Origin of the sequence: Streptomyces sp. NPDC004609, from assembly GCF_042873655.1 — a bacterium.
GTDB lineage: Bacteria > Actinomycetota > Actinomycetes > Streptomycetales > Streptomycetaceae > Streptomyces.
Map to the genome: position 1 here is coordinate 111,848 of NZ_JBIALS010000008.1, position 19,870 is coordinate 131,717.

Below are 19,870 nucleotides of genomic sequence, written 5' to 3' on the forward strand. Positions count from 1 at the left end.
CGGGTCCGGCCGGCCCCGGGGCCCCGGAAGGCCCTCCGGAGAACACCGGCCCCCCGGCGGACCCCGGCGCTCCGGATGCCTCGCCGGCCTCGGCCCGTGCCCGCTCCCCGGAGCCGGAAGCCCCAGCGCCAGAAGGCCCGGAGGGGCCCGAGACGGAAGGACGGGGAGTACCGGAAACACCGGAAGCAGTACCGGGAACACCGGAAGTGCGGGGAGCGCCCGAAGCACCGGGTGAGCCCGGGGCCCCGGCGGCACCGGACGGTCCCGCGGCCCCCGGCGCTCCGGACGCCCCGGGGGCTCCGGATGCCGTACCGGAATCGGACACGGACGCGGACCCACCGGACGCGCCCGCGCCGGAAGTGGTGTCGTCGACGGTCACCAGCCGCCTCCTGCCCGTTCCCTGCGCAACTGCCCTGCCGATCTGTCGCTCGATCGCCTCAACGATACGGCAGGTGTGCCCTGGCTCACGTCCCCGTGGCCGTTCCGGTTCGGGCGGGGCGGACGACGGTCAGCCGGCCGGCCGCAGATGCACGATGTCGCCCGCGCCGACGGCCTGCCGCTCCCCGTCCGCCAGGGTCAGCACGAGCCGGCCGTCCCCGTCCAGCGCCACCGCCTCGCCGGTCACCGACCGGTCGCCGGGCAGTTCGGCCCGTACGGTACGGCCCAGGGTCGCGCACCCCGCCGCGTAGGCCGCCTGGACCCGGGAGAGCGCGGGGTCGCCGCCCGCCGCGCGCCAGGCCCCGTACCACTGCTCCAGCGAGCGCAGGACGGCCCGCAGCAGCGGGTCGCGATCGGTGGAGACCGCGTTCGCGAGGCCCAGGGACCCGGCCGTGGGGACGGGCAGTTCACCGGCGCGCAGGCTGACGTTGATGCCGATGCCGACCACCACCGCGTCGTTCCCGGCCCGCTCGGCGAGGATGCCGCCGGTCTTGCGCTCCTCGCCGCCCACCGTCACCAGCAGGTCGTTGGGCCATTTGAGGGACATGTCGACGCCCGCGGCCCGGCTCAGCCCGGTCGCGGCGGCGACCCCGGCGAGCAGCGGCAGCCAGCCCCAGCGCTCCACCGGCACCTCGGGGCCCGGGCGCAGCAGTACGGAGAAGAAGAGCCCCGAGCGCGGCGGCGCGCTCCAGGTGCGGTCCAGCCGCCCCCGCCCCGCCGTCTGCTCCTCGGCGACCAGGACGGCCCCCTCCGCCAGACCCTCGGCGGCGCGGGCCGCGAGATCGGAGTTGGTGGAGCCGGTGGCGGGCACGACGGTGAGCGAGGTCCACAGCCCGCCGGGCCGCAGCAGGGCCCGGCGCAGTGCGGGGGTGTTCAGCGGCGGCCGGCCGAGGTCGGACCAGCGGCCGCCGCGCGCGTTCCCGGATGCATCGCCGGGCGCATTCTGAGGCGTCATGCAAGCCAGGTTAGGTGTGGTAAACGCCGCACTGCCGATCCGTATCGGCGCGGATACGCTACGAACCAGTAGCCAACGGCAACGACCCCCACACCTCCACCACCCCCCGTGACCAGGCAGGGAGCCGCATCCCGATGTCCGAGCCGGAACAGACCGCCCGTTCTCACGAACCCAGCAGCCATACGACCGCGGGCAAGATCGCGGATCTTCGGCGCCGTATCGACGAGGCCGCCCACGCCGGCTCCGAGCGCGCGGTCGAGAAGCAGCACGCCAAGGGCAAGCTGACCGCCCGGGAGCGCGTCGGTCTGCTGCTGGACGAGGGTTCGTTCGTGGAGCTGGACGAGTTCGCCCGGCACCGCTCCACCAGCTTCGGCCTGGAGAAGACCCGTCCGTACGGGGACGGCGTGGTCACCGGCTACGGCACGGTCGACGGCCGTCCGGTCGCGGTCTTCTCGCAGGACTTCACCGTTTTCGGCGGGGCGCTCGGCGAGGTCTTCGGCCAGAAGATCATCAAGGTGATGGACTTCGCGCTGAAGACCGGCTGTCCCGTCATCGGCATCAACGACTCCGGCGGCGCGCGCATCCAGGAGGGTGTCAGCGCGCTCGGGATGTACGGCGAGATCTTCCGCCGCAACACCCACGCCTCCGGTGTCATCCCGCAGATCTCGCTGGTCGTCGGCCCCTGCGCGGGCGGCGCGGTCTACTCCCCCGCGATCACCGACTTCACGGTGATGGTCGACCAGACCTCGCACATGTTCATCACCGGGCCCGACGTCATCAAGACGGTCACCGGCGAGGACGTCGGTTTCGAGGCGCTGGGCGGGGCCCGTACGCACAACACCACCTCGGGCGTCGCGCACCACATGGCGGGCGACGAGAAGGACGCCATCGAGTACGTCAAGTCCCTGCTCTCCTATCTTCCCTCGAACAATCTGTCGGAGCCGCCCGCCTTCCCCGAGGAGGCCGACCTCGCGACGGGCGACGAGGACCGCGAGCTCGACGTCCTCATCCCGGACAGCGCCAACCAGCCGTACGACATGCACACGGTCATCGAGCATGTGCTGGACGACGGCGAGTTCCTGGAGACGCAGGCGCTGTTCGCGCCGAACATCCTCACCGGCTTCGGGCGGGTCGAGGGCTTCCCGGTCGGTGTCGTCGCCAACCAGCCGATGCAGTTCGCGGGCTGTCTCGACATCAACGCCTCCGAGAAGGCGGCGCGGTTCGTCCGTACCTGCGACGCCTTCAACGTCCCGGTGCTCACCTTCGTCGACGTGCCGGGCTTCCTGCCGGGTGTCGACCAGGAGTACGGCGGCATCATCCGCCGGGGCGCGAAGCTGATCTACGCGTACGCCGAGGCGACGGTCCCGCTGATCACGGTCATCACCCGCAAGGCGTTCGGCGGCGCGTACGACGTCATGGGCTCCAAGCACCTGGGCGCGGACCTCAATCTCGCCTGGCCGACCGCGCAGATCGCGGTCATGGGCGCGCAGGGCGCGGTGAACATCCTGCACCGGCGCACGATCGCGGCGGCCGGTGACGCGGCGGCCGAGGAGGCGACGCGCGCCCGGCTCATCGAGGAGTACGAGGACGCGCTGCTCAACCCGTACACGGCGGCCGAACGCGGTTACATCGACGCCGTGATCATGCCGTCGGACACCCGGGCCCAGGTCGTGCGCGGGCTGCGCCAGCTGCGGACCAAGCGGGAGAGCCTGCCGCCGAAGAAGCACGGCAACATCCCCCTGTAGACCTCCAGGAAGGGCGTCACGATGATCAGGATCGTACGGGGCAACCCCACCCCGGAGGAGCTGGCCGCCGCTCTGGCGGTGGTCCGGGCGCGGGCCGCGGCGACGGCCTCGGCGATGGAGGGCGCGGCACCGCCTCCCGAGCAGTGGGCGGACCCGGCGCGGATCGCGCGCAGCACCAGGCCCCTGCCGGGACCGCGGGCGTGGGCGCGCACCTACTGGCCGGTGTAGCCGGGGCGCCGCCCGTCCCTGGCGGGGCCCACGGCGGCCCGCCGGGCGACTGAGGCACATGTCACCGGCTCCGGAACCGTGCTTGAGTACCCGTACTCAGGCGCGGATCCGTCCCCCGGAGCAGGATCGGGGCATGCTGTGGTCGGACCCCGAGAACGAGCCCCCGAAGGAACTGCGCGAGACGCAGGCGATGATGCGCCGTGCCGGTCTGGTGCTGGCGATGGCGATGGTGCTCGGGATGATTGTGGTGAGCCTGCGCTGACCGGCGCCTACGATGGCGCCATGACCGTCCCAGCCCCTCGCCTCGTTCTCGCCTCCGCTTCCCCTGCCCGTCTGCGCCTGCTGCGCGAGGCCGGGTTCGAGCCCGAGGTGATCGTCAGCGGCGTCGACGAGGACGCCCTGAGCGCCCCGACCCCCGCCGAACTCGCCCTGGTGCTCGCCGAGGCCAAGGCGGCGGTCGTCGCCGCGCGCCCCGAGGTGACGGGCGCGCTGGTGATCGGCTGCGACTCGGTGCTGGACATGGACGGGGACGCGCTGGGCAAACCCGCCGACGCGGAGGAGGCCACGGCCCGCTGGAAGGCGATGCGGGGCCGGGAGGGCGTGCTGCGGACCGGCCACTGCGTCACCGACACCGCCACGGGCCGGATCGCCTCCGCGACCGCGTCCACGACGGTCCGCTTCGGCGAGCCGACGGACGACGAGATCGCGGCGTACGTCGCGACGGGCGAACCCCTTCAGGTCGCGGGCGCGTTCACGCTGAGCGGGCTCTCGGGTCCCTTCATCGAGGGCATCGAGGGCGACCACGGCAATGTCATCGGCATCTCGCTCCCGCTGCTGCGGGCCCTGCTGGCGGAGCTGGGGTACTCGATCACCGACCTCTGGGCCTGACCCGGCCACCACGGTGGGCTCGCGCCCTCGATCGCTCCGGCGGCGCCGGGCCGGACGGGAACGCCCGGCCCCGGCGGGTGCCCCGGTCTAGGCGGGGGCCACCCTGGTGGTTGTTCCCGGCGGTTCGGTCGGGGGCGGCTTCGGGGGAAACGCCGGAGGGGCCGGTTCCACCGGACGGGTGCCGGACGTACGGGTGCCCGGCGCGGGGCCGTTGGGCCGACGGCCGTTCGGGGTAGACACCTCGGGGCGGTGGTCGCCATAGGAGACCAGCACCAGCACGATCAGCCCCAGCACCACCATCATGAACGTGAACGCGGCCCATCCCAGGAGCCCCACGGTCACCGCCCCCAGCACCCCGTGCAGCACCGCCGCCGAGATCAGCAGGATCCGGGCGGCCCGGCCGGGTGCCCGGTCCCGTACGGCCGCCAGCAGACACACCGTCCCGCACCCGGCGAGGAAGAGTCCGGTGACCACGCCCAGGACCCAGGTCCCGACGACCATCGCGTCCGGGTCGAGACCGTCGAGGGACATCGACTGGCCGTCCACGAAGGCGGCGAGGATGCCGTTGACCACGACGAAGCCGACCGCTTCCACCAGCAGAACTGCCGCGGCCACCACGGCCGCCGGTCTGCGCACCACGGCGCCCCCAACCCTGTGTTACCGGAAGTACGTACCTCGGACAGCGCGAACGCTACTAACGGGTAATCGCCACCACAAGGGTCGTGCCGCACTCCCGGCGCGCTCGGAGCGGGGGCAAAGAATCATTCGCCCATTCGTAGGGACTCCACAAAGAAACCGGTTCGGCGGCAGGGCTCTCGGACAGAGACCTGTGCCACATATCAGGACTACTGTGCGGGAGGGAAACCCGTCGTACCGTGGTGCGACAAGGGATTTCGCGTCTCGAGCGAGCCTCGAATCACGCTCCGTGTGGGCAAGCTCACCATAGGGGACGGGTCGAACGGCCGTGTCGGCAGTCCCTAAACTCAGCTTGTTTCAAGGAGGGAGCCATCGTGCGCAAGGTGCTCATCGCCAACCGAGGCGAAATCGCTGTCCGCGTTGCCCGAGCCTGCCGGGACGCCGGGATCGCGAGCGTAGCCGTCTACGCCGATCCGGACCGGGACGCTCTGCACGTCCGCGCGGCCGATGAAGCGTTCGCCCTGGGCGGTGACACTCCGGCGGCCAGCTATCTGGACATGGGCAAGGTGCTCCAGGCGGCGAAGGACGCCGGTGCGGACGCCATCCACCCCGGCTACGGCTTTCTCTCCGAGAACGCGGAGTTCGCCCAGGCCGTCATCGACGCCGGGCTGACCTGGATCGGCCCCCCGCCCTCCGCGATCCGGGACCTCGGTGACAAGGTCGCCGCCCGGCACATCGCCCAGCGCGCGGGCGCCCCCCTGGTCGCGGGCACCCCGGACCCGGTCTCCGGCGCCGACGAGGTCGTCGCCTTCGCCGAGGAGCACGGGCTGCCGATCGCGATCAAGGCGGCCTTCGGCGGCGGCGGACGCGGTCTGAAGGTGGCGCGCACCCTGGAGGAGGTCCCGGAGCTCTACGACTCGGCCGTCCGCGAGGCGGTCGCCGCGTTCGGGCGCGGAGAGTGCTTCGTCGAGCGCTATCTCGACAAGCCCCGGCACGTCGAGACCCAGTGCCTGGCCGACCTGTACGGCAATGTCGTGGTCGTCTCCACCCGCGACTGCTCGCTCCAGCGCCGGCACCAGAAGCTGGTGGAGGAGGCCCCGGCCCCCTTCCTGACGGACGAGCAGAACGCCGAGCTGTACGCCGCGTCCAAGGCCATCCTCAAGGAGGCCGGCTACGTCGGCGCGGGCACGGTCGAGTTCCTCGTCGGCGTCGACGGCACGATCTCCTTCCTGGAGGTCAACACCCGGCTCCAGGTCGAGCACCCGGTCACCGAGGAGGTCACCGGCATCGACCTCGTGCGCGAGATGTTCCGCATCGCGGACGGCGAGGAGCTGGGGTACGGCGACCCGGCGGTGCGCGGCCACTCGTTCGAGTTCCGTATCAACGGCGAGGACCCGGGCCGGGGCTTCCTGCCCGCGCCCGGCACGGTCACCGTCTTCAGCCCGCCGACCGGGCCCGGGGTCCGGCTGGACGCGGGGGTCGAGTCCGGCAGCGTCATCGGCCCGGCGTGGGACTCGCTCCTCGCGAAGCTGATCGTCACGGGAGCGACGCGCGAGCAGGCGCTCCAGCGGGCGGCGCGCGCGCTGGAGGAGTTCACGGTCGAGGGCATGGCGACCGCCATCCCGTTCCACCGCGCGGCCGTCGCGGACCCGGCGTTCACCAGCGACCCGTTCCGGGTGCACACGCGCTGGATCGAGACGGAGTTCGTCAACGAGATCCCGGCGTTCGCCGCTCCCGCCGAGGCGGAGACGGAGGAGGAGCCGGGCCGCGAGACGGTCGTCGTCGAGGTCGGCGGCAAGCGGCTGGAGGTTTCCCTGCCGTCGTCGCTGGGCATGTCCCTGGCCCGTACCGGCCTCGCCGCGGGCGCCAGGCCCAAGCGCCGCGCCGCCAAGAAGTCCGCGTCCGCCGCCTCCGGTGACGCCCTCGCGTCCCCGATGCAGGGCACCATCGTGAAGGTCGCGGTCGAGGAGGGCCAGGAGGTCGCGGAGGGCGACCTGGTCGTCGTTCTGGAGGCCATGAAGATGGAGCAGCCCCTGAACGCGCACCGCTCGGGCACCGTGAAGGGCCTGAGCGCCGAGGTCGGAGCGTCGATCTCGTCGGGCGCGACGATCTGCGAGATCAAGGACTGACGCACCGGCACGCGATCCGCGAGGCTCGTCCACCGCGGCTCGCGTACCGGTTCCTTCCACGGGGACTGACATACTGTCGGGCCGGCGGCCTGTCCGGGCGAGTGGTGAAGCTCGTCCGGGCGGGCCGTTTCCCGTGACCGGTCTCCGCGCACGGGGATGTGCCCCGCCGTCACGATGGCATCCTGGAGTCCGGGCGGACGACGGAGGACGGAGGACGGCGCGATGGCGACGAGCACGGGGGCGGACACGGCACGGCCCAAGCGGGCGGACGCACGCCGCAATTACGAGCGGCTGCTGGCCGAGGCGCGCACGGTCTTCGCGGAGCGCGGCACCGACGCGTCCCTGGAGGAGATCGCCCGCCGCTCGGGCGTCGGCATCGGCACGCTGTACCGCCACTTCCCCAACCGGCACACCATGATGAACGCGGTCTTCCAGGAGGCCCTGACCTCACTGCTCGACCGCGCGCGGGAACTGGCCGGCGCGGAGAGTCCCCGCGAGGCCCTCGCGGAGTGGCTGCGGGCCTTCATCACCTGCGCCGGGGAGTACCGCGGACTGGCCCGCGCGCTCATGTCGGCGTCCCACGACCGCAGTTCGGCACTCTCCCCGTGCTGCGTACCGCTGTACGAGGCGGGTGAGAGCCTGCTCGCGAGGGCGAAGGAGACCGGGGCGGCGCGCGCCGACGCCTCCATCGGCGATCTGCTCCAGCTGACCAACGGCATCGCCCTGGCCGCGGAACAGACCCCGGACGACCCGGAGCTGCCGGACCGCCTGCTCGCCCTGACCCTGCGGGGGCTGCGCCCCGACCCCGGCTGACCGCACCCCGGGCGCCACCGGCTCCCCGGGAGTACGGGGGACGGTGACCGTCAGCGGCGGCGCAGGTCCGCCACCCGGGCGCTGCGTTCCATCGCCCCTCCACCGCCCAGACCGTCCCGGCCGGGCTCCAGCCCGTGGGGGGTCAGGCGCTGGGGGCCGGCGCCACCGCGGGTACGGCGCTGGCCGGGGAGGGGGACCTCACGGCGGGCAGGGCGGCCCGGCGGGGAGTCGGGTTCCGACGAGGCCGGTCCCGTGCCGGCCACCGCGATCTGGACGCCCTGGTCCGCGAGCGCCTGAAGCTCGGTCGCGGCGCGGTCGTCGTGCGGCGGGGGCTCGTCCGTCACCAGGCGGGTGATGACGTCCGTGGGCACGGTCTGGAACATGGTGTCGGCGCCGAGCTTGGTGTGGTCGGCGAGGACCACCACCTCCGCCGCCGCCTGCACCAGCGCCCGGTCCACGCTCGCGGAGAGCATGTTGGAGGTGGACAGCCCGCGCTCGGCGGTGAGCCCGCTCCCGGAGAGGAACGCCCGGGACACCCGCAGCCCCTGGAGGGACTGCTCGGCCCCGCTGCCCACCAGCGCGTAGTTGGAGCCCCGCAGCGTGCCGCCCGTCATGACGACTTCGACGCGGTTGGCATGGGCCAGGGCCTGCGCGACCAGCAGGGAGTTGGTGACGACGGTCAGCCCGGGCACCCGGGCGAGCCTGCGGGCCAGCTCCTGCGTGGTCGTCCCCGCGCCGACGACGATCGCCTCGCCCTCTTCAACGAGGCTCGCGGCGAGATCGGCGATGGCCGTCTTCTCCGCGGTGGCGGACAGGGACTTCTGCGGGAAGCCGGATTCCCGGGTGAAACCACCCGGCAGTACCGCACCGCCGTGACGGCGGTCGAGGAGTCCTTCGGCCTCCAGCGCGCGCACGTCCCGGCGTACGGTCACTTCGGAGGTCTGGACGACGCGGGCGAGCTCCCGGAGCGACACGGCTCCATTGGCGCGCACCATTTCAAGGATCAGTTGGCGACGTTCTGCAGCGAACACGAAACTGACAGTAACCTGACTGGCCGACGGTTTTCAGCTCTATGCACCGATTAACAAGTATTGCGCTCACGAAGGGCCATCAAGTGGTATGGACGCGATCACTGTTGGCTCACCTTTGACCAGTGGTTGACCCAAACCTGATCACTTGCAGGGCGAACTGCCCTGTCCTGCCCGGGTTTTCCCCCTCCCCGGCAGCCGGTGAGCGCCGCTCAGCTCTCGCCCGTCGCCTTACGGGTGTGCAACTGCCGTGCCACCTCCGCGATCGACCCCGACAGAGAGGGGTACACGGTGAAAGCGTTTGCGATCTGTTCGACGGTCAGATTGTTGTCGACCGCGATCGAGATCGGGTGGATCAGCTCGCTCGCGCGGGGGGCGACCACACAGCCGCCGACCACGATCCCGGTGCCCGGACGGCAGAACAGCTTCACGAAGCCGTCCCGGATGCCCTGCATCTTGGCGCGCGGATTGCGCAGCAGCGGCAGCTTGACCACCCGGGCGTCGATCCGGCCCGCGTCCACGTCCGCCTGGGTGTAGCCGACGGTCGCGATCTCGGGGTCGGTGAAGACGTTCGACGAGACGGTCTTGAGGTTCAGCGGCTGCACCGCGTCGCCGAGGAAGTGGTACATCGCGATCCGGCCCTGCATGGCGGCCACGGAGGCCAGCGCGAAGACACCGGTGACGTCGCCCGCCGCGTACACCCCGGGGGCGCTGGTACGGGAGACCTTGTCGGTCCGGATGTGGCCCGAATCATGGAGCCGTACGCCCGCCTCCTCCAGACCCATGCCCGCCGAGTTCGGGATCGCGCCGACCGCCACCAGACAGTGCGTACCGGAGATCACCCGGCCGTCGGTGAGGCTGACCTCCACCCGGTCGCCGACCCGCTTGGCGGACTCGGCGCGGGAGCGGGCCAGGACGTTCATGCCGCGTCGGCGGAAGACGTCCTCCAGCACCGCGGCCGCGTCCGGGTCCTCACCGGGCAGCACCCGGTCCCGGGAGGAGACGAGGGTGACGCGGGAGCCGAGCGCCTGGTAGGCGCCCGCGAACTCGGCGCCGGTGACACCGGAGCCGACCACGATCAGTTCCTCGGGCAGCTCGTCGAGGTCGTAGACCTGCGTCCAGTTCAGGATGCGCTCCCCGTCGGGCAGCGCGTCGGGGACCTCGCGGGGGTGGCCGCCGGTCGCGATCAGGACGGCGTCGGCGGTCAGCCGCTCCTCGCTGCCGTCGGCCGCGCGCACGACCACCGTGCGGGAGCCGTCCATGGCCTGCTGGCCCTCCAGCCGGCCCCGGCCGCGCATCACCCGGGCACCCGCCCGGGTGACCGACGCGGTGATGTCGTGGGACTGGGCGAGGGCGAGCCGCTTCACCCGGCGGTTGACCTTGCCGAGGTCGACGCCGACCACCCGGGCCGCCTGCTCCAGCGGCGGGGTGTCGTCGGCGACGATGATGCCGAGTTCCTCGTACGACGAGTCGAAGGTGGTCATCACCTCGGCCGTCGCGATCAGGGTTTTCGAGGGTACGCAGTCCGTCAGTACGGACGCGCCGCCGAGGCCGTCGCAGTCGACGACGGTCACCTCCGCGCCGAGTTGGGCGCCCACCAGGGCGGCCTCGTATCCGCCGGGTCCGCCGCCGATGATCACGATCCGGGTCACTGGGGTCTACGCCTCGCGCTCTCGTTGCTGCCGGGTGGGCCGGGGTGGGGGTGTCCCGCTGGGCTTGGAGTACGTCCTCCATTGTCCCGCACGCTTCAACCTGTCGGGCCCCGGGTCCGCGGATTGACTCCCCGCGGCTTCCCGGTGGACAGAACCCCTGGCAGCACGTCGGGAAAGGCGACCACCCGCGCCCCTCCCGTACCCTCGATCCCATGTCGCTCTACGCCGCGTACGCCGGCAACCTCGACGCGCGGCTGATGACGCGCCGCGCTCCGCACTCCCCGTTGCGCGGCACCGGCTGGCTGAACGGCTGGCGGCTCACGTTCGGCGGCGAGCAGATGGGCTGGGAGGGCGCGCTGGCCACGATCGTGGAGGCGCCGCGTTCACAGGTCTTCGTCGCCCTGTACGACATCGCGCCCATGGACGAGGACTCGATGGACCGCTGGGAGGGTGTCGGCATGGACATCTACCGGCGGATGCGCCTTCGGGTCCACACCCTGGACGGCGAGGAGCCCGCCTGGGTGTACGTGCTGAACGGTTACGAGGGCGGGCTGCCCTCGGCGCGCTATCTGGGTGAGATCGCCGACGCGGCCGACTCGGCCGGCGCACCCCACGACTATGTGATGGAACTGCGCAAGCGCCCCTGCTAGGGCCGTGGCGGCCGGTCACCCAGGGTGACCGCCGGAAACGACAAGACAACGATCGCGGGCCCGCGGCCTGTTCATCTACGCGCGTAGGGAATCACCGGCTACCCTCATTCGCGTGAACGCACATGTGAATCCGGACCCCGACGGCGCTGCCGCCGCCCCCCAGGAACTGGCGGACGCCGCCGCCGCGCGGCTGCGGGAGCTGACCGGCGCCGAGACCCATGACGTGGCCCTGGTGATGGGCTCCGGCTGGGCTCCGGCCGTGGACGCCCTCGGCGCGCCCGAGGCCGAGTTCCCCGTCACCGAACTGCCCGGCTTCCCGCCACCCGCGGTGGAGGGCCACGGCGGCCGGATCCGCTCGTACCGCGTCGGGGACAAGCGGGCCCTCGTCTTCCTGGGGCGTACGCACTACTACGAGGGCCGGGGCGTCGCCGCCGTCGCCCACGGGGTGCGCACGGCGGTGGCCGCGGGCTGCAAGACCGTGGTCCTGACCAACGGCTGCGGCGGTCTGCGCGAGGGCATGCGGCCGGGTCAGCCGGTGCTGATCAGCGACCACATCAACCTCACCGCGACCTCCCCGATCGTCGGCGCGAACTTCGTGGACCTGACCGATCTGTACTCCCCCCGGCTGCGCGCGCTGTGCAAGGAGATCGACTCCACACTGGAGGAGGGCGTCTACGTGCAGTTCACCGGACCGCACTACGAGACACCCGCGGAGATCAACATGGTCCGTGTGATGGGCGGGGACCTCGTGGGCATGTCCACCGTGCTGGAGGCGATCGCCGCACGTGAGGCGGGCGCCGAGGTACTGGGCATCTCACTGGTCACCAATCTCGCCGCGGGCCTGTCGGGCGAGCCGCTGAACCACGAGGAGGTCCTCCGGGCCGGACGGGACTCGGCCGCCCGGATGGGCGACCTGCTGACGAGGGTCCTGGCCCGTATCTGACCCCCCGCACGGACGTACGGACACGAGAGGCGGAAACACCGTGCAGCAGGACCTCATCGCCCGGGCGCGGGCGTGGCTCGCCGAGGACCCGGACCCCGACACCCGCGCCGAGCTGGCCGGACTGATCGAGGTGGCACAAGCCGGGGACACCGCCGCACTGGCCGCCCGCTTCGGCGGCACGCTCCAGTTCGGCACGGCCGGACTGCGCGGGGAGCTGGGGGCCGGACCCCTGCGGATGAACCGCGCGGTCGTGATCCGCGCGGCGGCCGGGCTCGCCGCGTTCCTGACGGCCCGGGGCAAGCGGGACGGCCTGGTCGTCATCGGCTACGACGCCCGCCACAAGTCCGCCGACTTCGCCCGCGACACCGCGGCCGTGATGGTCGCCGCGGGTCTGCGCGCCGCCGTGCTGCCGCGCCCGCTGCCCACACCGGTGCTCGCGTTCGCGATCAGGCATCTGGGCGCGGTCGCCGGGGTCGAGGTCACCGCCAGCCACAACCCGCCGCGCGACAACGGCTACAAGGTCTACCTCGGCTGGGGGTACCCCGACACCGCGTCCCCGGCGGGCTCCCAGATCGTGCCGCCCGCCGACGCGGAGATCGCCGCCGAGATCGCCGCGATCGGGGGCCTGGACGGCGTCCCGCGTGCCGACTCGGGCTGGGAGACGCTCGGTGACGAGGTCCTGGACGCCTATCTGGCCCGTACGGACGCGGTCCTGACCGACGGCTCACCGCGCACGGCCCGTGTCGTCTACACGGCGATGCACGGTGTGGGCAAGGACGTGGTGACCGCCGCGTTCGCCCGCGCCGGCTTCCCCGCGCCCGTCCTCGTGCCCGAGCAGGCCGAACCCGATCCGGCGTTCCCGACCGTCGCGTTCCCCAATCCGGAGGAACCGGGAGCGATGGATCTCGCGTTCGCGACCGCGCGCGCCGCCCGCCCGGACATCGTCATCGCCAACGACCCCGACGCCGACCGCTGCGCGGTGGCCGTGCCGGGACCGGACGGCGACTGGCGCATGCTCCGCGGCGACGAGGTGGGCGCGCTGCTCGCCGTCCATCTGGTCCGCTCGGGGGCGCGGGGCGCCTTCGCCGAGTCGATCGTGTCCTCGTCCCTGCTCGCCCGTATCGCCGAGGCCGCGGGGCTGCCGTACGCGCAGACGCTGACCGGTTTCAAGTGGATCGCGCGCGTCGAGGGCCTGCGGTACGGATACGAGGAGGCGCTCGGCTACTGCGTCGACCCCGACGGCGTACGCGACAAGGACGGCATCACCGCCGCGCTGCTCGTCGCCGAGCTGGCGTCCGTGCTCAAGGAGCAGGGACGCACCCTCACCGATCTGCTGGACGAGCTCGCGGTGGAGCACGGACTGCACGCCACGGGCCAGCTCTCGGTGCGCGTGGACGACCTGGGGATCATCACGGCCGCCATGGACCGGCTGCGCTCCGCGCCCCCGGCCGCGCTGGCCGGGCTGACGGTGACCCGGGCCGAGGACCTGGCCCGGGGCAGCGGCTCCCTGCCTCCCACGGACGGCCTGCGGTACTTCCTGGACGGCGGGTACCGGGCCCGGGTGATCGTGCGCCCGAGCGGCACCGAACCGAAGCTGAAGTGCTATCTGGAGGTCGTCGTACCGGTGGCCGGCGCGAGCGGGCTGGAGCGGGCGCGGAAACGCGCGGCGGAGGTCCTGACGGCGATCAAGCGCGATCTGTCGGCGGCGGCGGGCCTGCAATAGCCCCGGTGCCCCGAACAGTTGCCCCGCGGCCGGGCGGCCGGACAGCACCCGGAATGGGCCGTCCGGGTGATTCTTGTACGGCATGGCGGCAGCCCGGCCCCCGGCCGGGACGGTCCGGGCAATGGTGGCCCGGTAGCGCCCGCCGAGCCACCAGGAGCAGCCGCCGTTGTCCCCCGCCGCGACCGTTCACGCCTTCGTCCCCGCCTCCCGCCGCCCTCCGGCCCCCGGCCACGGGCGCGCGCCCCGCGCGGGGGACCGGCTGCTGCGCTCCCTGCGGTACGCGGCACCCGCGCTGACCGCGTATCTCGCGGTACGGCTCTGCGGGCTGCTGTTCCTGGCCCGTCTGGCGCACATCAAGGGCCAGGGCGTGTGGACGACCCTGGCGACGTCCTGGGACTCCGACTGGTACCTGGGCATCGCCGACCACGGTTACGCCGACTCCCTCGGCACCGAGGTCAACGCCAACAACCTCGCCTTCTTCCCGCTCTACCCGATGCTGGTGAAGGCGGTCGCGGCGGTCACCCCCGGCTCACGGGCCTCCGTCGGGCTGCTCCTGGCGGTCCTGTGCTCCTTCGTCGCCGCGTGGGGCGTCTTCGCGGTGGGCGACCGCCTCCACGGCCGGCGGGTCGGCACCCTGCTGACCGTGCTGTGGGGGGTGCTGCCGGTCGCGATCGTGCAGTGGATGGGGTACACCGAGTCCCTGTTCACCGCGCTCACCGCGTGGGCGCTGTACGCGGTCCTCACCGGGCACTGGCTGTGGGCGGGCGCGCTGGCCTCGCTCGCGGGCCTCACCCGCCCCACCGGTGTCGCGGTCGCGGCGGCGGTCACGGTCGCCGCCGCCCTGGCCGCCCGGCGCGAACGTCCCGGCCGCCGTGCCCCGGTCCTCACGGCCGGGCTGATCGCCCCGCTGGGCTGGCTGGCGTTCGTGGCCTGGGTGGGCCTGCGGGTGGGCCGGGTGGACGGCTACTTCGCGGTGCAGCGGCTGTGGAAGAACGAGTGGGACGGCGGCAGGGCGACCCTGCTGGAACTGCGCCAGCAGCTCGTCTACGCCACCGAACCACAGCTCTTCCCGCTGACCGTCTCGGCGGTGCTCGTGATCTCGGCGGTGCTGTACGTGCTGGGCTGGACGGACCGCCAGCCGCTGCCGCTGCTGGTCTTCACCGGGGTGCTGCTCCTCGTGGTCCTGGGCAGCGCGGGCGTCTACTTCCCCCGCGCCCGCTTCCTCCTCCCCGGCTTCCCCCTGCTGCTCCCCCTGGCCCTGGCCCTGGCGCGCGCCCGCCGCCCCGCCACGGTGCTCGTGACCCTGGCGTCGGCCACCCTGCTCTCCTCGTGGTCGGGCGCCTACATGCTCCTGGTCTGGCAGGGGCCGCCGTAAGCCTCGGGCCGCGGTGCCGGCCTGCCCGGGGCGCGGGGTTCCCGGCGCGCGGAGGCGCGCCCCGCCGCGCCGAGTCGTCCGCGCCATGCGGAAGCGTCCCCACCCCGGCTATCGAAGATCCTCCGGAGTCCGGCGATCCGACGTGGTCAGGAGTCCGCTTCGGCATGGCCCCGCCGGGTCGCCGGGGCATCGTCCGGCGTGCCCCCGCGGTGGGTGGTGACAGGCCGGTGCCCGGGGCCGTCGTGCGGTGTCGTGCCGTGCCATGTCAGGGCCAGCCACAGCTGGGCGCGGGTGTCCGGGTCGCTCAGGTCGGTGCCGAGCAGGTGCTCCATGCGGGCGACGCGGTGGCGGACGCTGTTGCGGTGGATGCCCACCGTCTTCGCTGTGCGGTCCCAGTTGCCGTGGCAGGCCAGCCAGGTACGCAGCAGGCCGATCAGATCGGTCCCGTCCGCCGAGCGCTCGGCGATCGGGCGCAGGGTCTGTCGTGCCCAGTCCTCGGCCAGCGCCCGGTCGACCAGTTCGCCCACGCCGGGTCCGGCAGCCCGTGCCACGAGCGGTGTGCCGACCGTAACCGCTCGTTCCAGCAGGAGGCGGGCCTCCTGCGCGGCCGTGGTGAGCCGCCCGGGTTCCACGGGACGGCTGAGCGCCCCCAGCCAGCCCGACTCGGCGTGCAGGGCGGTCAGTTGCTCCACGGACGTCCCGGCCGGGGCGATCGCGCACACGTGCCCGTCGCTGATGTCGACGAGCGGGCTGCCGATCGCCCGGACCACCGCCGCCACGTCGTCGGGCGCGGTCCGCGGCCCGGTCGCCGCGCCCCCCGGTTTCCAGACACCGCGCAGCACCCGTACGGGTTCCGGTTCGCCGGTGCCGAACAGCGCGTGCAGCAGACGCCCCGCCCGTGACGGGGCGCCGGAGGCCGTCGGGCCGGGGTCCTCGCCGAGCAGCAGCCGGGTCATCAGGCCGTCCTGCACTCCCGCCGTTCTCTCTGTTTCCGCGAGCAGTCCGAGCAGGCCCACGCACACCGCCGTCACCGCACGGTCGGGCGGGGTGAAGGGCCTCGTCCGTCCGAGGACCAGGACCTGCGTCCGGGCCTGGGCCGAGTCGACGGGGTGCAGGTCCACGTAGACGCCGCCGCTCGCGTCGGCCGCGCTGCGCGGGCCCGAGCCCCGTCCGAGCTGAAGTGCCAGGCGTACGACGTCCGGGCTGGGCTCCGGCGCGCCTCCGGCCGTCCGGACCGGTCGCCCCTCGTGGTCGAGGAGCACCGCCCAGCCGTCCACGGCTTCCGCCACGGCCGCGAGGACCGCGGGCACGCGTGGCCTGCCGTGCAGGGCGGCCCGTGTGACCTGGCCCTGCGCCTCCGCCAGCCCGCGCTGCCTGGCCGCCCTGCGGTCTTCGAGCGCGTGGCCGACGGCCCGGCTCACCGCCAGGAAGGGGGTGCCCCGGGGGACGGCGAGCAGTGGCAGGCGGTATTTCTCACATGCCTCGACGAGGGCCGCCGGCACCTCGGTGTGCACGGGGGCGAGGCCGAAGCCGAGCGCGGTGACGCCGGTGGCGGCGAGAGAGCGGGCGTAGTCGTGGAGCCGGCGCGGTCCGGCCGGGAGATTCAGGCCCGCGGTCAGCAGCAGTTCGCCGCCGTCCAGGTACGGCGCCGGATCGGCCAGTTCGCTGACGTGGGCCCACCGCACCTCGCGGTGGAGCAGCGCGTGTCCCGTCAGCACCCGCAGTCCGAGGTCCGGCAGACCGGTGATCTCGTCCAGCGGGACGGTGTCCTCCGCCTCGGGCGCGGGCATCGCGACCGGCCGGAGCCCTCCGGTGGAATCCGTCGGCGGGCGGGGCCCCGCGGCCGGGCGAAACGCTGCGGCGTCCGCCGTGGCCTCGGTGCTCTTGCTGTCGGTGTCCACGGCGAGACCTCCAGGGCGGTCATCGGTCCACGATGGTGGGGGTTTGGACCTTTCGACCCAAGAATGCCGGAGGATGGGATGGAATATCCAGTGATGTTACCGGCAGACAACTTTAAGGTGAAGGCGTCATCGGCCGACCGGCCCGTCCTCCCGCAGGGTGTGAGCCTGCGATCCGGCGCCCCGGTACCGGCAGCACCACAGTCCGGAAGAGAGCACCCGTATGCCCACCGTCCCTCCGGCCGGTCCCGTCGGCCCCGTGGACAGCGCCCGTGTCCCCCGTTTCGCGGGCCTGGCGACCTTCGCGCGACTGCCGCGCATCGAGGATGTCCCCGCCGCCGATGTCGCGGTCGTCGGGATCCCCTTCGACTCCGGTGTCTCCTACCGGCCCGGCGCCCGCTTCGCCCCCGCGGCCGTCCGCGAGGCCAGCCGCCTGCTGCGCCCGTACAACCCGGCCCTCGACGTCTCCCCGTTCGCGTCCGTGCAGGTCGCCGACGCCGGTGACATCCCGGTCAACCCGTTCAACATCGGCGAAGCCGTGGCCACCGTCGAGGAGCAGGTCGGCGAGCTGATGAACACCGGCGCCTCGGTCGTCACCGTCGGAGGGGATCACACCCTTTCGCTGCCGCTGCTGCGCGCCGCCGCCCGCCGCCACGGCCCTGTGGCCCTGTTGCACTTCGACGCCCACCTCGACACCTGGGACACCTACTTCGGTGAGCCGTACACGCACGGGACACCGTTCCGGCGCGCCGTCGAGGAGGGCATCCTCGACACCGAGGCCCTCTCCCACGTCGGCACCCGCGGCCCCCTGTACGGCAAGGCCGACCTCGACGAGGACCAGCGCCTCGGCTTCGGCATCGTCACCTCCTCCGATGTGATGCGGCGCGGCGTCGACGAGGTCGTCGACCAGCTCCGCGCGCGCATCGGCGACCGGCCGCTGTACGTGTCGATCGACATCGACGTGCTCGACCCGGCCCACGCCCCCGGCACGGGAACTCCGGAGGCCGGCGGCCTCACCTCCCGTGAACTGCTGGAGATCCTGCGCGGGCTGAAGGGCACCCGCCTCATCGGCGGCGACATCGTCGAGGTGGCGCCCGCCTACGACCACGCCGACATCACCGCCACCGCCGCATCGCACGTCGCGTACGACCTGGTCAGCCTGCTGGCCCTGCGCAAAGGAGCCGCCGCATGAGCACCCTCCCCGCCCTGATCGCCGGCGCCCGCGTCCTGCCCGCCGACGGCCGCACCCTGGAGCTGACCGACCCGTCCAGCGAAGAAGTCTCCGGGACGTCCGCGCTGTGCGGCCCCGACGAGGTCGATGCCGCCCTGCGCGCGGCCCGGGACGCCTTCGCCGGCTGGTCCAAGACCACCCCCGGCGAGCGGATGACCGCACTGCTGCGGATCGCGGACGACCTGGAGGCCCGCGCCGAGGAGTTCGCGGACGCCGAGTGCCGTGAGACCGGCAAGCCGCGCCGGATCGTCCTCACCGAGGAAATCCCGCAGAGCGCCGACGCGCTGCGCTTCTTCGCGGGCGCCGCGCGCATGCTGGAGGGCCGTGCGACCGGTGAATACCTGAACGGGCACACCTCCTCCATCCGCCGCGAGCCCGTCGGTGTCTGCGCGCAGATCACCCCCTGGAACTACCCGCTCATGATGGCCGTGTGGAAAATCGGCCCGGCCGTCGCCGCGGGCAACACGACGGTCGTCAAACCCGCCGAGACCACACCGACGACCACCGTCATGCTCGGCGAGATATGCGCCGAGCATCTGCCCGCCGGTGTCGTCAACGTGGTCCCCGGGGACCGTGACACAGGCCGCGCCCTGGTCGGTCACGAGATACCCGCCCTGGTGTCCATCACCGGATCCACCCGGGCCGGTGCCGAGGTCGCACGCGTGGCGGCCGGCGCGCTCAAGCTCACCCATCTGGAACTGGGCGGCAACGCGCCCGTCCTGGTCTTCCCCGACGCCGACCCCGTCGCCGCGGCCGAGGGCATCGCGGGCGCCGCGTACTACAACGCGGGCCAGGACTGCACAGCCGCCACCCGCGTCCTGGTTCACGCCGATGTCCACGACGCGTTCGTCGAGGCCATGGCCGCGCGGGCCGACGCCGCGCGCACCGGCCGGCCGCCGCACGAGGAGGCCGACTTCGGCCCGCTCAACAGTGCCGCGCAGCTGTCCCGGATTCTCGGCCTGCTGGAGCGGCTGCCCGCGCACGCCACCGTACGGGCCGGCGGCGAGCAGTACGGACACCAGGGCTACTACCTGGCCGCGACGGTCGTCGACGGGCTCCGCCAGGACGACGAGATCGTCCAGGAGGAGATCTTCGGCCCCGTGGTGACCGTGCAGACCTTCACCACCGAAGAGGAGGCGATCGCGCTCGCCAACGGTGTACCGCAGGGCCTGGCCTCGTCCGTGTGGACCCAGGACCACGGACGTGCCGTACGCCTGTCCGCCGCTCTCGACTTCGGCTGCGTGTGGATCAACACGCACGGCCTGCTCGCCTCCGAGATGCCGCACGGCGGGTTCAAGCAGTCGGGCCACGGCAAGGACCTCTCCGGCTACGGTCTGGAGGACTACACGCGTGTCAAGCACGTCATGACAGCGCACGGAACCGCCTGACGCCACCGGGTGACTCCTCCCTCCGCCGCACCACGGCCCGGGGAACGAGCACTCCCCGACCCGGGGCCGGGACCACCGCGGAGCCCCCGCTCCCGCCTCCCCCGGCCCCGGCCCCGGGCACACCTCCAGGGCCCCCGCCCCCGGACACAA

At 72.9% G+C, this 19,870-nt stretch carries 17 protein-coding genes; 12 read left to right on the forward strand and 5 right to left on the reverse strand.

The features are described from left to right. Positions 1-508: 508 nt before the first annotated feature. Positions 509-1,393 (reverse strand): biotin--[acetyl-CoA-carboxylase] ligase, encoded by an 885-nt coding sequence (locus ACFYT4_RS10835; RefSeq protein WP_389267211.1) that lies wholly within the window; start codon positions 1,391-1,393, stop codon positions 509-511. Between the two features lie 134 nt (positions 1,394-1,527). Here ACFYT4_RS10835 and ACFYT4_RS10840 point away from each other — a divergent pair, with 134 nt between their 5' ends. The 4 genes from ACFYT4_RS10840 (at position 1,528) to ACFYT4_RS10855 (ending at position 4,254) form a co-directional block, all read left to right on the forward strand. After that, positions 1,528-3,138 carry an acyl-CoA carboxylase subunit beta gene (locus tag ACFYT4_RS10840; RefSeq protein ID WP_389267212.1) on the forward strand — a complete coding sequence of 537 codons (1,611 nt, stop codon included), beginning with the start codon at positions 1,528-1,530 and terminating at the stop codon, positions 3,136-3,138. 21 nt (positions 3,139-3,159) lie between these two features. Beyond that, a complete protein-coding gene (locus ACFYT4_RS10845; protein ID WP_389267213.1) occupies positions 3,160-3,366 on the forward strand; it encodes an acyl-CoA carboxylase epsilon subunit in 207 nt (68 codons plus the stop codon). 133 nt (positions 3,367-3,499) lie between these two features. Beyond that, positions 3,500-3,628, forward strand: coding sequence for a morphogenic membrane protein MmpB (gene mmpB, locus ACFYT4_RS10850; protein WP_389267214.1), 129 nt, complete (start codon positions 3,500-3,502; stop codon positions 3,626-3,628). Positions 3,629-3,648: 20 nt separating this feature from the next. Then, positions 3,649-4,254: a Maf family protein gene (locus ACFYT4_RS10855; protein WP_389267215.1), complete on the forward strand. Its 606-nt coding sequence runs from the start codon at positions 3,649-3,651 to the stop codon at positions 4,252-4,254. Between the two features lie 87 nt (positions 4,255-4,341). Here the strand turns inward: ACFYT4_RS10855 and ACFYT4_RS10860 are convergent, their stop codons facing one another. Continuing rightward, positions 4,342-4,893 carry a hypothetical protein gene (locus ACFYT4_RS10860; RefSeq protein ID WP_389267217.1) on the reverse strand — a complete coding sequence of 184 codons (552 nt, stop codon included), beginning with the start codon at positions 4,891-4,893 and terminating at the stop codon, positions 4,342-4,344. A 371-nt stretch (positions 4,894-5,264) separates the two neighbouring features. Between ACFYT4_RS10860 and ACFYT4_RS10865 the strand changes: the two genes are divergently transcribed. Both ACFYT4_RS10865 and ACFYT4_RS10870 read left to right on the forward strand, forming a co-directional pair. Then, positions 5,265-7,019 (forward strand): acetyl/propionyl/methylcrotonyl-CoA carboxylase subunit alpha, encoded by a 1,755-nt coding sequence (locus ACFYT4_RS10865; protein ID WP_389267219.1) that lies wholly within the window; start codon positions 5,265-5,267, stop codon positions 7,017-7,019. A gap of 222 nt (positions 7,020-7,241) precedes the next feature. Continuing rightward, a complete protein-coding gene (locus tag ACFYT4_RS10870) occupies positions 7,242-7,832 on the forward strand; it encodes a TetR/AcrR family transcriptional regulator (protein WP_389267220.1) in 591 nt (196 codons plus the stop codon). Between the two features lie 50 nt (positions 7,833-7,882). Here the strand turns inward: ACFYT4_RS10870 and ACFYT4_RS10875 are convergent, their stop codons facing one another. Beyond that, positions 7,883-8,827, reverse strand: coding sequence for a DeoR/GlpR family DNA-binding transcription regulator (locus tag ACFYT4_RS10875; protein ID WP_389267362.1), 945 nt, complete (start codon positions 8,825-8,827; stop codon positions 7,883-7,885). 245 nt (positions 8,828-9,072) lie between these two features. Continuing rightward, on the reverse strand, positions 9,073-10,512 hold the full coding sequence (locus ACFYT4_RS10880; RefSeq protein WP_389267221.1) for an NAD(P)H-quinone dehydrogenase: 1,440 nt from the start codon (positions 10,510-10,512) through the stop codon (positions 9,073-9,075). A gap of 212 nt (positions 10,513-10,724) precedes the next feature. Here ACFYT4_RS10880 and ACFYT4_RS10885 point away from each other — a divergent pair, with 212 nt between their 5' ends. From ACFYT4_RS10885 to ACFYT4_RS10900, 4 genes are all read left to right on the forward strand, one after another. After that, a complete protein-coding gene (locus ACFYT4_RS10885; RefSeq protein WP_329022672.1) occupies positions 10,725-11,162 on the forward strand; it encodes a gamma-glutamylcyclotransferase in 438 nt (145 codons plus the stop codon). Positions 11,163-11,286: 124 nt separating this feature from the next. Further along, positions 11,287-12,105: a purine-nucleoside phosphorylase gene (locus tag ACFYT4_RS10890; RefSeq protein ID WP_389267363.1), complete on the forward strand. Its 819-nt coding sequence runs from the start codon at positions 11,287-11,289 to the stop codon at positions 12,103-12,105. A 40-nt stretch (positions 12,106-12,145) separates the two neighbouring features. Next, positions 12,146-13,828, forward strand: a complete 1,683-nt coding sequence (locus ACFYT4_RS10895) for a phospho-sugar mutase (protein ID WP_389267222.1) — start codon at positions 12,146-12,148, stop codon at positions 13,826-13,828. 166 nt (positions 13,829-13,994) lie between these two features. Continuing rightward, positions 13,995-15,203 (forward strand): hypothetical protein, encoded by a 1,209-nt coding sequence (locus ACFYT4_RS10900; protein WP_389267223.1) that lies wholly within the window; start codon positions 13,995-13,997, stop codon positions 15,201-15,203. A gap of 146 nt (positions 15,204-15,349) precedes the next feature. Here the strand turns inward: ACFYT4_RS10900 and ACFYT4_RS10905 are convergent, their stop codons facing one another. Then, positions 15,350-17,104 (reverse strand): PucR family transcriptional regulator, encoded by a 1,755-nt coding sequence (locus tag ACFYT4_RS10905; protein WP_389267224.1) that lies wholly within the window; start codon positions 17,102-17,104, stop codon positions 15,350-15,352. 220 nt (positions 17,105-17,324) lie between these two features. Between ACFYT4_RS10905 and speB the strand changes: the two genes are divergently transcribed. Together speB and ACFYT4_RS10915 are read left to right on the forward strand one after the other, a co-directional pair. After that, on the forward strand, positions 17,325-18,293 hold the full coding sequence (gene speB / locus ACFYT4_RS10910) for an agmatinase (protein ID WP_389267226.1): 969 nt from the start codon (positions 17,325-17,327) through the stop codon (positions 18,291-18,293). Then, the gene (locus ACFYT4_RS10915; protein ID WP_389267227.1) at positions 18,290-19,720 is read left to right on the forward strand and encodes an aminobutyraldehyde dehydrogenase; all 1,431 of its coding nucleotides are present in this window, start codon (positions 18,290-18,292) and stop codon (positions 19,718-19,720) included. Before speB ends, ACFYT4_RS10915 begins: the two co-directional genes overlap by 4 nt. The last annotated feature ends 150 nt before the right edge of the window (positions 19,721-19,870 follow it).

Excerpts from the sequence above, each read along its gene's own strand:
- ACFYT4_RS10835 (WP_389267211.1), bottom strand. The coding sequence starts at position 1,393 with ATGACGCCTCAGAATGCGCCCGGCGATGCATCCGGGAACGCGCGCGGC.
- ACFYT4_RS10840 (WP_389267212.1), top strand. The coding sequence starts at position 1,528 with ATGTCCGAGCCGGAACAGACCGCCCGTTCTCACGAACCCAGCAGCCAT.
- ACFYT4_RS10845 (WP_389267213.1), top strand. The coding sequence starts at position 3,160 with ATGATCAGGATCGTACGGGGCAACCCCACCCCGGAGGAGCTGGCCGCC.
- mmpB (WP_389267214.1), top strand. The coding sequence starts at position 3,500 with ATGCTGTGGTCGGACCCCGAGAACGAGCCCCCGAAGGAACTGCGCGAG.
- ACFYT4_RS10855 (WP_389267215.1), top strand. The coding sequence starts at position 3,649 with ATGACCGTCCCAGCCCCTCGCCTCGTTCTCGCCTCCGCTTCCCCTGCC.
- ACFYT4_RS10870 (WP_389267220.1), top strand. The coding sequence starts at position 7,242 with ATGGCGACGAGCACGGGGGCGGACACGGCACGGCCCAAGCGGGCGGAC.
- ACFYT4_RS10875 (WP_389267362.1), bottom strand. The coding sequence starts at position 8,827 with ATGGTGCGCGCCAATGGAGCCGTGTCGCTCCGGGAGCTCGCCCGCGTC.
- ACFYT4_RS10885 (WP_329022672.1), top strand. The coding sequence starts at position 10,725 with ATGTCGCTCTACGCCGCGTACGCCGGCAACCTCGACGCGCGGCTGATG.
- speB (WP_389267226.1), top strand. The coding sequence starts at position 17,325 with ATGCCCACCGTCCCTCCGGCCGGTCCCGTCGGCCCCGTGGACAGCGCC.
- ACFYT4_RS10915 (WP_389267227.1), top strand. The coding sequence starts at position 18,290 with ATGAGCACCCTCCCCGCCCTGATCGCCGGCGCCCGCGTCCTGCCCGCC.